General features: G+C 64.9%; 14 protein-coding genes. 11 read left to right on the plus strand and 3 right to left on the minus strand.

The window, feature by feature from the left end; genetic code table 11:
• Positions 1–312: 312 nt before the first annotated feature.
• Positions 313–1,089 carry an enoyl-CoA hydratase gene (locus tag CFE42_RS17185; protein WP_004636676.1) on the minus strand — a complete coding sequence of 259 codons (777 nt, stop codon included), beginning with the start codon at positions 1,087–1,089 and terminating at the stop codon, positions 313–315.
• Positions 1,090–1,172: 83 nt separating this feature from the next.
• Here CFE42_RS17185 and paaG point away from each other — a divergent pair, with 83 nt between their 5' ends.
• The 3 genes from paaG to paaK all read left to right on the plus strand — a co-directional run bounded on the left by paaG (position 1,173) and on the right by paaK (position 3,942).
• Entirely contained in the window at positions 1,173–1,961 is a 789-nt protein-coding gene (gene paaG / locus CFE42_RS17190; RefSeq protein WP_004636675.1) for a 2-(1,2-epoxy-1,2-dihydrophenyl)acetyl-CoA isomerase PaaG, read from the plus strand.
• A gap of 4 nt (positions 1,962–1,965) precedes the next feature.
• Positions 1,966–2,433, plus strand: coding sequence for a hydroxyphenylacetyl-CoA thioesterase PaaI (paaI, locus tag CFE42_RS17195; RefSeq protein ID WP_037045029.1), 468 nt, complete (start codon positions 1,966–1,968; stop codon positions 2,431–2,433).
• A gap of 204 nt (positions 2,434–2,637) precedes the next feature.
• Positions 2,638–3,942, plus strand: coding sequence for a phenylacetate--CoA ligase PaaK (gene paaK / locus CFE42_RS17200; protein WP_004636673.1), 1,305 nt, complete (start codon positions 2,638–2,640; stop codon positions 3,940–3,942).
• A 14-nt stretch (positions 3,943–3,956) separates the two neighbouring features.
• Here paaK and CFE42_RS17205 read toward each other — a convergent pair whose 3' ends face one another.
• Positions 3,957–5,099 carry a murein transglycosylase A gene (locus CFE42_RS17205; protein WP_004636672.1) on the minus strand — a complete coding sequence of 381 codons (1,143 nt, stop codon included), beginning with the start codon at positions 5,097–5,099 and terminating at the stop codon, positions 3,957–3,959.
• 74 nt (positions 5,100–5,173) lie between these two features.
• Here CFE42_RS17205 and CFE42_RS17210 point away from each other — a divergent pair, with 74 nt between their 5' ends.
• A complete protein-coding gene (locus CFE42_RS17210) occupies positions 5,174–5,407 on the plus strand; it encodes a hypothetical protein (RefSeq protein WP_004636671.1) in 234 nt (77 codons plus the stop codon).
• Positions 5,408–5,414: 7 nt separating this feature from the next.
• Here CFE42_RS17210 and apaG read toward each other — a convergent pair whose 3' ends face one another.
• Positions 5,415–5,789 carry a Co2+/Mg2+ efflux protein ApaG gene (gene apaG, locus CFE42_RS17215; RefSeq protein ID WP_004636670.1) on the minus strand — a complete coding sequence of 125 codons (375 nt, stop codon included), beginning with the start codon at positions 5,787–5,789 and terminating at the stop codon, positions 5,415–5,417.
• 142 nt (positions 5,790–5,931) lie between these two features.
• Between apaG and rpe the strand changes: the two genes are divergently transcribed.
• From rpe to trpC, 7 genes are all read left to right on the plus strand, one after another.
• A complete protein-coding gene (rpe, locus tag CFE42_RS17220; RefSeq protein WP_004636669.1) occupies positions 5,932–6,657 on the plus strand; it encodes a ribulose-phosphate 3-epimerase in 726 nt (241 codons plus the stop codon).
• Complete coding sequence (locus CFE42_RS17225) at positions 6,657–7,400, plus strand: phosphoglycolate phosphatase (RefSeq protein WP_193747950.1); 744 nt, start codon at positions 6,657–6,659, stop codon at positions 7,398–7,400. The genes rpe and CFE42_RS17225 overlap by 1 nt, the downstream gene beginning before the upstream one ends.
• A 386-nt stretch (positions 7,401–7,786) precedes the next feature.
• Complete coding sequence (trpE, locus tag CFE42_RS17230) at positions 7,787–9,319, plus strand: anthranilate synthase component I (protein ID WP_004636667.1); 1,533 nt, start codon at positions 7,787–7,789, stop codon at positions 9,317–9,319.
• Between the two features lie 16 nt (positions 9,320–9,335).
• On the plus strand, positions 9,336–9,905 hold the full coding sequence (locus tag CFE42_RS17235; RefSeq protein WP_004636666.1) for an aminodeoxychorismate/anthranilate synthase component II: 570 nt from the start codon (positions 9,336–9,338) through the stop codon (positions 9,903–9,905).
• Positions 9,905–10,336, plus strand: a complete 432-nt coding sequence (locus CFE42_RS17240; RefSeq protein WP_004636665.1) for a lysozyme inhibitor LprI family protein — start codon at positions 9,905–9,907, stop codon at positions 10,334–10,336. Before CFE42_RS17235 ends, CFE42_RS17240 begins: the two co-directional genes overlap by 1 nt.
• Before the next feature lie 13 nt (positions 10,337–10,349).
• The gene (gene trpD, locus CFE42_RS17245; protein WP_004636664.1) at positions 10,350–11,387 is read left to right on the plus strand and encodes an anthranilate phosphoribosyltransferase; all 1,038 of its coding nucleotides are present in this window, start codon (positions 10,350–10,352) and stop codon (positions 11,385–11,387) included.
• A gap of 1 nt (position 11,388) precedes the next feature.
• The gene (gene trpC / locus CFE42_RS17250) at positions 11,389–12,192 is read left to right on the plus strand and encodes an indole-3-glycerol phosphate synthase TrpC (protein WP_004636663.1); all 804 of its coding nucleotides are present in this window, start codon (positions 11,389–11,391) and stop codon (positions 12,190–12,192) included.
• Positions 12,193–12,204 lie beyond the last annotated feature (12 nt).

Genomic DNA, 12,204 nt, shown 5'->3' on the forward strand with positions numbered 1-12,204 from the left:
CACCGAATCTCCAGCCAACCGTCAACCACCCAATCGACCGCAAACCCGCTCTACACCTGCTTCTCCACCACTTAACACCACCACCGCCACTTGCGTTTCGGCGCTGTGTTTTGCAGCGAGGGGCGAACTATAGGCGGGTTCCCGGAGCTTGGCAACACCTTTGTCATGACGGGCTGATGACGTGTTCGTGAAGAATAGCCGCCAGCCCCGTCTGCATATGGGATTGCGGCCCCAAAAGGACTCGCAAAAGCAGGCCTGGGATACCCGATACCGTTACTCGGGTATTCCCGAAGTCACCCTGCTACGCCGTCCTTATTGGTGCTTGAACGCCGCTGCACGCTTTTCGACGAAGGCGCGCATGCCTTCTTTCTGGTCTTCTGTAGCGAATGTGGCGTGGAACAGGCGGCGCTCCAGATGCACGCCCTCGCTGAGCGAAGTCTCGTAGGCCGCGTTGATCGACTCTTTGATCATCATGACCGTGGGCAGCGAGAAGCCGCCAATGGTTTCTGCGGCCTGGATGGCTTCGTCGAGCAGCTTGTCGGCGGGGATGACGCGCGAGACTAGGCCGGCGCGCTCGGCTTCCTCCGCGCCCATCATGCGGGCAGTCAAGCAGAGGTCCATGGCCTTGGCCTTGGAGACGGCACGCGGCAGGCGTTGCGTACCGCCGGCACCGGGCATGGTGCCGAGCTTGATTTCCGGCTGGCCGAACTTGGCGGTATCGGCGGCGAGGATGATGTCGCACATCATGGCCAGTTCACAGCCGCCACCGAGCGCGTAGCCGGCCACCGCGGCGATCACCGGCTTGCGGATGCGGCGAATGGTTTCCCAGTTGCGCGTGATGTATTCGTTCTTGTAGACGGTAGCGAAGTCATAATCGGCCATGGCGCCGATATCCGCGCCGGCGGCGAACGCCTTTTCACTGCCGGTAATGACGATGGCGCCAATGTTGGCGTCGGCATCGAAGGCGAGCAACGCGCCACCGAGTTCGTCCATGAGCGCATCGTTGAGGGCGTTGAGTGCCTTCGGACGATTGAGCGTAATGAGACCGACGCGACCGCGCGTTTCGACCAGAATGTTTTCGTAGGACATGGAAGCTCCAGTTGGAATGGATGTAATATTAGCCGACCAACCGGTCGGTTAATCAATGAACCGATGACCGAGGAGGAGACAAGATGACCAGCCCGACCATTCTGCTTGACTGGCACGAACACGTGGCAACCATCACGCTGAACCGGCCCGATCAGCTCAACAGCTTCACGGCCGGCATGCACCGGGAACTGCGCGAAGCGCTGGACAAGGTGGAGCGCCAGCGCGCCCGCGCTTTGATCCTGACCGGAGCGGGACGCGGCTTCTGCGCGGGGCAGGATCTCTCCGAACTCAATTTCACGCCCGGGCAGATGACCGACCTGGGCCAGCTCATCGACGAGCAATTCAACCCGCTGGTGCGCCGTCTGCGTGCCATGCCCCTGCCCGTGATTGCCGCCGTGAATGGCGTGGCCGCCGGCGCCGGCGCAAACCTGGCGCTGGCGTGCGACATCGTGATGGCCGCCGAGAATGCATGCTTCCTCCAGGCGTTTGTAAAGATCGGGCTGCTGCCGGATTCGGGCGGGACGTGGTTCCTGCCGCAGCGCATCGGTGTGGCGCGGGCGATGGGGCTGGCGATGCTTGGCGAGAAGCTCGACGCCAAGACTGCGCTCGCCTGGGGCTTGATCTGGGGCGTTTATCACGATGCCAAGATCCTGATGACCGAAGTGAATTGCATGGCCGACCATCTGGCCAAGCAACCCACCCGGGCGCTGGCCGCCATCAAGCGCGCCATGCATGCGGCGCCCACACAGTCGTTGGACGCCCAACTGGATCTCGAGCGCGACCTGCAGCGCGAACTCGGCAATTCCCGCGACTATGCAGAAGGTGTCGATGCCTTTCTGAACAAGCGCGTGGCGCATTTCACAGGCGAATAAGGACATCAGTGTGACGGAAACGACCCTCCACGATGCGCAGGCGCTGGCTGAAGCGGCCTGCAAAAGCATGTTCGACGCCGATGCCTGCACGCGCTGGCTCGGCATGCGCGTGGAGGCGGTCGCGCCCGGCTTTGCCCGGCTGTCCATGACGGTGCGACCTGAATTCCTCAACGGGCATCGCACCTGTCATGGCGGATTGATCTTCACGCTGGCCGATTCGGCTTTCGCGTTTGCCTGCAACAGCCATAACCACAACACGGTGGCGGCTGGATGCGGCGTCGACTTCCTGCGCCCGGCGCACGGCGGCGACACCCTCACAGCAGAGGCAACCGAGCAGGTCTTGTCCGGCCGACACGGCATCTACGACGTACGCGTGACAAACCAGGCCGGCGAGGTGGTCGCCATGTTTCGCGGCAAATCTGCGCAGATTCGCGGCCAGGTCATTCCGGTCCCTGGCAGCCCAGAACCCTAGTTCGACCTCTATATAAAGCCGTTCACAAAACCGCATCACCATTAGAGGACGCCTCAGAACCTGTTCACGATCCGTATCGAGCGGCCCGAGGTTGGCCCGAGAAGCGCAACCGTACATGGGTACGGTGAGCATCGCAGGGCCAAGATCGGGACGCGCAGTAGGATCGTGAGCAGGTTCGCACGACGGCGTCCCGAGGAGACCCGCATGCGCCCCCGCTCGACCGACCTGCCGCTCGATCCGATCGAGACCGCCAGCCGCGACGCCATCCAGGCACTGCAGCTTGAACGCCTGAAGCGCAGCCTCGCGCACGCGTATGAGAACGTGCCCGCCTATCGGGCGAAGTTCGACGCGGCGGGTGTGCATCCGTCAGATTTGCAGTCGCTTGCCGATCTGGCGAAGTTTCCGTTCACAACCAAGACCGATCTGCGCGACAACTATCCGTTCGGCATGTTTGCGGTGCCGCAGGATCGGATCGCGCGCATCCACGCATCGTCGGGTACGACCGGCAAACCCACGGTGGTCGGCTACACGCTGGCGGATATCGATACATGGGCCGGCTTGGTGGCGCGCTCGATCCGGGCGGCGGGGGCACGGCGCGGCGACAAGGTCCACGTGAGCTACGGCTACGGGCTTTTCACCGGCGGCCTGGGCGCGCATTACGGCGTGGAGCGCGCGGGGCTGACGGCCATCCCGTTTGGCGGTGGGCAAACCGAGCGGCAAGTGCAACTCATCCACGATTTTCAGCCGCAGATCATCATGGTCACGCCCAGCTACATGCTGGCGATTGCCGACGAGTTCGAACGCCAGGGCATGGACCCGGCTGCGTCGAGCCTGCAGATCGGCATCTTCGGCGCCGAGCCATGGACACCCGAAATGCGCAGCGCCATCGAAGCGCGCATGGGGCTTTCGGCGGTCGATATCTACGGCCTGTCGGAGGTGATGGGGCCTGGCGTGGCCAGCGAATGCGCCGAAACCAAGGACGGCCCGACCATCTGGGAAGACCACTTCTATCCGGAGATCATCGATCCAGACACCGGCGAGGTGCTGCCCGACGGCGAATTCGGCGAACTGGTGTTCACGTCGCTGACCAAGGAAGCGATGCCGGTGGTGCGCTATCGCACGCGCGATCTGACGCGCCTATTGCCCGGCACGGCGCGTCCGGGCTTGCGCCGCATGGAGAAAATCACCGGCCGCTGCGACGACATGATGATCGTGCGCGGTGTGAACGTGTTCCCATCGCAGATCGAGGAATTGATCCTGAAGCACGCGGCGCTATCACCGCACTATCAATGCGTGCTCGGCAAGGAAGGACCGCTGGATACACTGACGGTGCGGATCGAGGCGGCGCTAGGCGCGCCGGCTGACGCGGCAAAATCGGCGAGCAGCCAACTGGCGCGCGACATCAAGTCGTTGATCGGCGTGACCGCCGCGATCGAGACACTGGCCAGCGGCGGAATCGAGCGATCGGTCGGCAAGGCGCGCCGCGTGGTGGACTTGCGGCGCACCTAGCGTCTTGCAGCGTGTTACCGGGCAGCAACGCCGATGCTACCCCCCTTCGGCACCAGCACCCACAGCCGACCGGCCTGCTTCATGCGGCCCGCGAGGTCGCCAGCGGCATCGCCATGGCCGAAGTAATAGTCGGCGCGCACCGCCCCGCGAATGGCCGAACCCACGTCCTGCGCAAACACGAGCTTCTGGATCGGATCGGTCGATAGCGGCTTGGTCGTCGACAGGAACACCGGCGAGCCCAGCGGAATGTAGGTCGGGTCGACGGCGATCGAGCGTTCGTCCGTGAGCGGCACGCCCAGCTTGCCGATCGGGCCGCCCGTGTTGCCCGGCGTTTCGGCAAAGAACACGTAGCGCGGGTTGATGTTGAGCATCTCTTCCACGCGGCTCGGATTGGCGCGGGCCCAGGCCTTGATCCCTTGCATGGTGGCCTGCACCGGCGTGATTTCGCCCATGTCGAGCAGCCAGCGCGCAAACGAACGGAACGGCTGGTTGTTCGTGCCGCCCACGCCCAGGCGCATGATGCCCCCCTCTTCCAGCTGAACCTGTCCCGAGCCCTGGATCTGCAGGAACGCCGCTTCGACCGGGTCGTCCACCCAGACAACTTCTTGCCCCTGAAGCGCCGGACTGCGGATCAACTGCGCGCGCGCCGGCAGCGTCTTGCCGCGCCACGCGGCAGGCATGCGGTACAGCGGCGTCTGATAGGCGCCGTGGCGGGTGCGCGAGCCACGCAGCAGCGGTTCGTAGTAACCGGTGATGAGGCCGCTGTCGGTGCCGTCGTCCTTCACGACCCGATACGGCGTGAAGTTGTCTTCAAAGAACACGCGCATGGCAATCGGATCACCGGCATCGACCATCAGGCCAGCGGAGCACACGCGCGACCAATCGGTGCGGCGCTTCATCGCCTGGCAGTTCGATTGCAGCGCGGGCCAGGCGGAGGCGAGGTCATCGGCGGTCCAGCCGGACACATCAGCCCAGGTGGCGGGGGCCAGATGCCCGCCGAGCGAGCCTGTTGGCGCTTGCGGCGTTTCGACGCGGGGCGGGGGCCCGCTCGTACAAGCGGCAAGCAAGGCCACGACCAGAACAGCGGCCAGTCCGCCCCAGCGGCGACGGGTGCCGGTGCGGGCTTGTGTCAATGCGTCCAAGGTTGCTGCTGTCATGCGTGTTTCATCCTGTCCGGTGCGGCCGCGGGCTTGGCTACAATGCCTCGCACCCGAGCTTCCCGCCATCGACCATGAGCCAATTCTTTGAAAACCATCCGATGATGCTGTTCGGCCTGGAGGCCGGCGTGGCGCTGTTCCTGCTGATCTTCATCGTGATCTGGACAATGTCGGGCGCCAAGAAGCATCCACGCCCGCTGCGTGCCCCGCCCGAGCATCCGTCGCGCCACAGCGACGCCACCAAGCCTTCACAATCGACCGAAACGGCGCCCAAAGATTCTCAAGCCGCCAATTCCGACGCGCCCTGATTCCCGATCAGTGCAGCATGCGCGGCATCACCAGCGCAAATTCGGGGATGGGCGCCTCGAAACGGTGACCGTCTTCGGCCACGCAGAAGTATTCGCCGCGCATCGTGCCCACGGGCGTCTTGATGGTCGCCCAGCTCGTGTACTCAAAGGATTCACCCGGCGGCAGCAGCGGCTGATGGCCGACCACGCCGAGGCCGTTCACTTCCTGGACCTGCTCGTCGGCGTCGGTAATCACCCAGTGGCGCGAGATGAGCTGGCTCGGCACGTCGCCGGTATTGCGGATGGTGATGGTGTAGGCGAAGGCGTAGCTGCCCTGCTCCGGCTCGGATTGCTCCGGCAGATAGCGCGTCCGGACCTGGACGGTGAGTTCGTAGCTTGGCATGACAATCCACAATAAGAATGGCGCCCATTGTGCGGCATGGCCGTGGCACCGGCAAGGCGCGAGCGGACGTCCGATCCGGCTAAAATAGCGCCCTTCCTTGCGCTTTCGCGTGCGAGTTCACGCGCCTTATCCGTCTCCCATCATGTCTGCAGCCATCGATCCGTCCGGTTTCCGCATCGCCCCGTCCATCCTCTCCGCCGACTTTGCCCGACTGGGCGAAGAAGTGCGCCGCGTGCTCGAATCGGGCGCGGACTGGATCCACTTCGATGTGATGGACAACCACTACGTGCCGAACCTGACCGTCGGGCCGCTGGTTTGCGAGGCGATCCGCCCGCACGCACAAAAGGACGGCAAGCCGGTGCCGATCGACGTGCATCTGATGGTCAGCCCGGTCGATCGCATCATCCCGGACTTCGCAAAGGCCGGCGCCGACCTGATCACCTTCCACCCGGAAGCGTCCGAGCACATCGACCGCTCGCTGGCGCTGATCCGCGACAACGGCTGCAAGGCCGGCCTGGTGTTCAATCCGGCCACCCCGCTGCACTACCTGGACCATGTAATGGACCGCCTGGACATGGTGCTGATCATGTCGGTCAACCCCGGCTTCGGCGGCCAATCGTTCATTCCGGAAGCGCTGAACAAGCTGCGTGCCGTGCGCCAGAAGCTCGACGCATACCAGGACAAGACCGGCCGCAAGATCCTCCTTGAGATCGACGGCGGCGTGAAGGCAGACAACATTGCCGAGATTGCCAAGGCCGGCGCAGACACCTTCGTCGCGGGTTCAGCCGTGTTCGGCAAGCCGGACGCGGATGGCGGCTACCGCGGCACCGTGGGCGCGCTGCGCCAAGCGCTGGCCCCCCTGGCATGATGACGGGCGTGCTACCCGCCGGCCCCGTCCGCGCTGTCATCATCGACCTAGACGGGACGATGGTCGACACGGCGGGCGACTTCCACGCCGCCATCAATGCGATGCTGGGGGCGCTTGGCGCCGCGCCGGACATGCCAGCCGAGGAAGTGGTCAGTTACGTCGGCAAAGGCTCGGAAAACCTCGTGCGGCGCGCGCTTGATGTACGCTTGCCGCCCGCCCAGGCCAACAGCCGCTTTGCGGAGGGGCTGGAGTTGTACCAGCGCGCCTACATCGCCATCAACGGACAGCACGTGAACGTCTATGACGGCGTGCGCGAAGGGCTGGCTGCACTGCGCGACATGGGCATCGCTCTCGCGTGCGTGACGAATAAGCCACGCGATTTCACGCAGCCGCTCCTGGCGCAGCTCGGCCTGAACACGTATTTCGACCTCGTCTACCCGGGCGACGCCTTCCAGTATCGCAAGCCCGATCCGTACCCCATGCTGCGGGTGGCGGAGGCGTTTGGCGTGGACCCGGTTGAAATCGTGGCCATTGGCGACTCGGAAAACGACGCCCGCGCGGCCCGTGCCGCCGGCATGCGCGTGCTGGCGGTACCGTATGGCTATAACCACGGCCAGCCTATACAGGGCGCCGGGGCCGATGCTATAGTCGACACACTTTTTGCGGCAGCCGAGTTGATCCGGCCCTATGCGGAGCCACACAACGCCGTCTCTGCCGCTTCAACTGACGATCCATGTTCCTGAATCGCAAACGCGTCGACGCTGGTGGTGACCGGGGGGCCTGGCCCTGGCGGCCCTGGCACGCCCTCGTCCGGGCGTAAGCGTTTGCACGGCTGCTGATCGTTCTTCCTCGGTTTCGGCACTCTGGCGCGCCACGAACGCGCCGCCCAAACCACCCCCGCATCTCCTGCCCCAAACGCTGACCGCCCGCCGGTCTTCCGCTGACCCGCTATCGGCTGCGGACGACCCTTGCGGGATCGCACGGTCGCTTTTACGACGTTCGCGCGTTCCCATCCCTGATGTTCTGCTAACGTTCCGACGGCACCATCGACGCTCTTGCGTTTGCCGTGGACCGAACGCATGTCGGTGGGCGCGCAACCGCCCCGCCTGCTGAATCGACCTGACCGCTCATGACCGAACTCGAATTCAAATCGCTGGCCGACCAGGGCTACAACCGTATTCCGCTGATTGCCGAGGCATTGGCCGACCTGGAGACGCCGCTGTCGCTGTATCTGAAGCTGGCGCAATCGCACGACCGCGGCACGCACACGTTCCTGCTGGAATCGGTAGTGGGCGGCGAGCGCTTCGGGCGTTACTCCTTCATCGGCCTGCATGCGCACACCTTGCTGCGCGCGAAGGGCAATCGCACGGAAGTCGTCACCGACGGCAAGGTGGTGGAGACGAACGAAGGCAACCCGCTGGACTTTATTGCCGCGTTCGAGCGCCGTCAGAAAGTGGCGCTGCGCCCGGGCCTGCCGCGGTTTTGCGGCGGCCTGGCCGGCTACTTCGGCTACGACGCCGTGCGCTTCATCGAGCCGCGACTGGCTGACACCGCCCCGCCCGACGATCTGCAACTGCCCGACATCCAACTCATGCTGTGCGAAGAGTTGGCCGTGATCGACAACCTGTCCGGCAAGCTCTACCTGATCGTCTACGCCGACCCGTCCAAGCCCGAAGCCTATTCACGCGCCAAGCAGCGCCTGCGCGCGTTGCGTACGAAGCTGCACCAGCCGGTGGATGTGCCGGTGACGTCAGCGTCGGTACGTACCGACACCATTCGGGAGTTCGACAAGACGGACTACATCACCGCCGTGCTCAAGGCCAAGGAATACATCGCCGCCGGCGACATGATGCAGGTGCAGATCGGCCAGCGGCTGGTCAAGCCGTTCCGCGATGCGCCGCTGTCGCTGTACCGCGCGCTGCGCTCGCTGAACCCGTCGCCGTACATGTACTTCTACAACTTCGGCGACATGCAGATCGTCGGGGCATCGCCGGAAATCCTGGTGCGCCAGGAAGAGCGTCGTGTGCCGACTGCCGAAAACAATGGCAACGGCGCGGACGAATCCGCCCGCATCGTCACGATCCGCCCGCTGGCCGGCACGCGCCCGCGTGGCAACACGCCCGAGCGCGATGCGGAACTCGCCACCGAGCTGCTCAACGACCCGAAGGAAATCGCCGAGCACGTCATGCTGATTGACCTGGCGCGCAACGACATCGGCCGCATTGCCGAGATCGGCTCGGTCAAGGTGACGGACCAGATGGTCATCGAGAAGTATTCCCACGTGCAGCACATCGTCAGCTCGGTCGAAGGCCGCCTCAAGCCCGGCATGACGAACATGGACGTACTGCGCGCGACCTTCCCGGCCGGCACGCTGTCGGGTGCACCTAAAGTGCGCGCAATGGAGATCATCGACGAGCTGGAGCCCGTCAAGCGCGGCATCTACGGCGGCGCGGTGGGCTATCTCTCGTTCTCGGGCGAGATGGATCTGGCGATCGCCATCCGCACCGGCATCGTCAAGGACGGCAACCTCTATGTGCAGGCCGCCGCCGGGGTGGTGGCCGATTCCGACCCGGATGCCGAATGGAGAGAGACCGAACACAAGGCGCGCGCCGTGCTGCGTGCCGCCGAGCAAGTGCAAGACGGCCTCGACGCCGATTTCTGAGGTTAAGGAGACCACCATGCTGCTGATGCTCGACAACTACGACTCCTTTACCTACAACATCGTCCAGTACTTTGGCGAACTCGGCCAGGACGTGCGCACCTATCGCAACGACGAGATCACGATCGAAGAGATCGAAAAGCTGAACCCGGAGCGCATCTGCCTGTCGCCCGGCCCGTGCACGCCGACGGAAGCCGGCATCCTCGTTCCGGCGCTCAAGCACTTTGCGGGGCGCGTGCCCATCCTTGGCGTGTGCCTCGGGCACCAGGCCATTGCCGATGCGTTTGGCGGGCGCGTGATCCGCGCGCAGAAGGTGATGCACGGCAAGGTCAGCACCATCGAAAACACCGGCGTGGGCGTATTCGCCAACCTGCCGCGGCATTTCAAGGTGACGCGCTATCACTCACTCGCGATCGAGCGCGAAACGCTGCCGGACTGCCTGGAAGTGACAGCCTGGACCGAAGACGGCGAAATCATGGGCGTGCGCCATAAGACGCTGCCGGTGGAAGGCGTGCAGTTCCACCCGGAATCGATCCTGTCGGAACACGGCCACGCGCTGCTCGCCAACTTCCTGAAGGAACGCGTCTGATGCGCCGCGCGTGCGCGGTGGCGCTGGCGATGATCGCAAGCCTGCCGGCGATGGCCGGTACGCTGGAAGCCTGCCGGGCCGCCCAGCCTGAGGCCGGCAACGTCGCCCAATGCGTGCAGACCGCACGCAAGGCGGCGCAAACGGAACTGGCCTCGGCAGAATCGACACGCCGCACCGCGCTACGCGCCCGCATGGCTGCCAACAAGGGCACGGACCGTGGCGCCGCCATGGCTTTCGACCGCACCGTGCGCGCACACCAACTCTACCGGCAGGCCGAATGTGACCTGCAACGCCGCCTGGCCCGCAATGCGCCCGATGCCGACCTGGCAGAAGCCGCGTGCGAGGCCGATCTCTCGCGTGAGCGCATCGGCGCCTTGCGCGACGCCGCACAGCCGGCCACCCCGGTTGCGGCTCCGGCAGCGCCCAACTGAATACGGAACGACCATGTCCATCACTCCGCAAGAAGCGCTGACGCGCTGCATCGAGCACCGCGAGATCTTCCACGACGAAATGCTGCACCTGATGCGGCTCATCATGCGCGGCGAGATGTCGCCCGTCATGGCGGCCGCCCTCACCATGGGGCTGCGCGTCAAGAAAGAGACCATCGGCGAGATCGCGGCCGCTGCCACCGTCATGCGCGAATTCGCCACCAAGGTCGATGTGCCGGCTGAGGTGTCCGATCACTTTGTTGACATCGTCGGCACGGGCGGCGACGGCGCCAACACCTTCAACATCTCCACCGCTTCGATGTTCGTGGCGGCCGCCGCAGGCGCGCGCATCGCCAAACATGGCGGACGCGGCGTCAGCTCCAAGTCGGGCAGTGCCGATGTGCTCGAAGCGCTGGGCGTGAACATCATGCTCACGCCCGAGCAGGTGGCCGAATCGATCGAGACGGTCGGCATCGGCTTCATGTTCGCGCCCAACCACCACCCGGCCATGAAGAACGTCGCCCCGATCCGCAAGGAGCTGGGCGTGCGCACGATCTTCAACATCCTGGGGCCGCTGACCAACCCGGCCGGCGCGCCGAATATCCTCATGGGCGTGTTCCATCCGGACCTGGTCGGCATCCAGGTGCGTGTGATGCAGCGGCTGGGCGCCAAGCACGCCGTGGTCGTCTACGGCAAGGACGGCATGGACGAGGTCTCGCTGGGTGCTGCCACGCTGGTCGGCGAACTGAAGGACGGCGTGGTGACCGAATACGAAATCCATCCGGAAGACTTCGGGCTGCAGATGGTCTCCAACCGCAGCCTGAAGGTGGCCGACGCCGACGAGTCCAAAGCCATGCTGATCGAAGCGCTGGAAAACAAGCCGGGCACGCCGCGCGAGATCGTCTCGCTCAACGCGGGCGCGGCGCTGTATGCAGCCAACATCGCCGGCTCGATCGGCGACGGCATGAAGCTGGCCCGCGAAGCCATCGCCTCGGGCGCCGCGCGCGCCAAGCTCGACGAACTCGTGCGCGTCACCAACCAGTTCAAAGCCTGATATGTCCGACATCCTCCAGAAAATCCTGGCCGTGAAGGCCGAAGAAGTGGCCGCCGCGCGCAAGCACCGAGACCTGCCCAGCGTGCGCGCCGAAGCCGAAGCCAACCGCAGCGACAGCACGCTCAGGGCCCGCGGCTTTGCCAGGGCAATGCGCGACAAGATCGCCGCCGGCAACGCAGCGGTCATCGCCGAAGTGAAAAAGGCGTCGCCGTCCAAAGGTGTGCTGCGCCCGAACTTCAAGCCAGCCGACATCGCCCGCAGCTATGCCGAGCACGGCGCCGCGTGCCTGTCCGTCCTGACCGACGAACAGTTCTTCCAGGGCCACGCCGATTACCTGCGCGAGGCGCGCGCCGCCTGCACGCTGCCGGTGCTGCGCAAGGATTTCATGGTCGATCTGTATCAGGTGTACGAAGCGCGCTCGTGGGGTGCGGACTGCATCCTGCTGATCGTCGCCGCGCTGGACCAGGGCCTGATGGAAGAACTCGAAGCGTGCGCGCTGGAACTCGGCATGGACGTGCTCGTGGAAGTGCACGACGGCCATGAGCTGGACCGCGCGCTGCGCCTGCAAACACCGCTGGTGGGCGTGAACAACCGCAACCTGCGCACGTTCGAAACCACGCTCGACACCACGCTCGGCCTGCTCAAGCACATGCCGGACGATCGCATCGTCGTCACGGAATCCGGCATCCTCACGCCGGACGACGTGCGCAAGATGCGCGCCGCCGCCGTCAACGCGTTCCTCGTCGGCGAAGCCTTCATGCGTGCAGACGACCCGGGCGCCGAACTGGCCCGCCTGTTTGCCTGAGCGCCAGACACA

It is taken from the genome of Ralstonia sp. PBBBR1 (assembly GCF_002256165.1).
GTDB classification, from domain to species: Bacteria; Pseudomonadota; Gammaproteobacteria; order Burkholderiales; family Burkholderiaceae; genus Ralstonia; species Ralstonia thomasii.

Excerpts from the sequence above, each read along its gene's own strand:
- CFE42_RS17185 (WP_004636676.1), bottom strand. The coding sequence starts at position 1,089 with ATGTCCTACGAAAACATTCTGGTCGAAACGCGCGGTCGCGTCGGTCTC.
- paaG (WP_004636675.1), top strand. The coding sequence starts at position 1,173 with ATGACCAGCCCGACCATTCTGCTTGACTGGCACGAACACGTGGCAACC.
- paaK (WP_004636673.1), top strand. The coding sequence starts at position 2,638 with ATGCGCCCCCGCTCGACCGACCTGCCGCTCGATCCGATCGAGACCGCC.
- CFE42_RS17205 (WP_004636672.1), bottom strand. The coding sequence starts at position 5,099 with ATGACAGCAGCAACCTTGGACGCATTGACACAAGCCCGCACCGGCACC.
- CFE42_RS17210 (WP_004636671.1), top strand. The coding sequence starts at position 5,174 with ATGAGCCAATTCTTTGAAAACCATCCGATGATGCTGTTCGGCCTGGAG.
- apaG (WP_004636670.1), bottom strand. The coding sequence starts at position 5,789 with ATGCCAAGCTACGAACTCACCGTCCAGGTCCGGACGCGCTATCTGCCG.
- rpe (WP_004636669.1), top strand. The coding sequence starts at position 5,932 with ATGTCTGCAGCCATCGATCCGTCCGGTTTCCGCATCGCCCCGTCCATC.
- CFE42_RS17225 (WP_193747950.1), top strand. The coding sequence starts at position 6,657 with ATGACGGGCGTGCTACCCGCCGGCCCCGTCCGCGCTGTCATCATCGAC.
- trpE (WP_004636667.1), top strand. The coding sequence starts at position 7,787 with ATGACCGAACTCGAATTCAAATCGCTGGCCGACCAGGGCTACAACCGT.
- CFE42_RS17235 (WP_004636666.1), top strand. The coding sequence starts at position 9,336 with ATGCTGCTGATGCTCGACAACTACGACTCCTTTACCTACAACATCGTC.
- CFE42_RS17240 (WP_004636665.1), top strand. The coding sequence starts at position 9,905 with ATGCGCCGCGCGTGCGCGGTGGCGCTGGCGATGATCGCAAGCCTGCCG.
- trpD (WP_004636664.1), top strand. The coding sequence starts at position 10,350 with ATGTCCATCACTCCGCAAGAAGCGCTGACGCGCTGCATCGAGCACCGC.
- trpC (WP_004636663.1), top strand. The coding sequence starts at position 11,389 with ATGTCCGACATCCTCCAGAAAATCCTGGCCGTGAAGGCCGAAGAAGTG.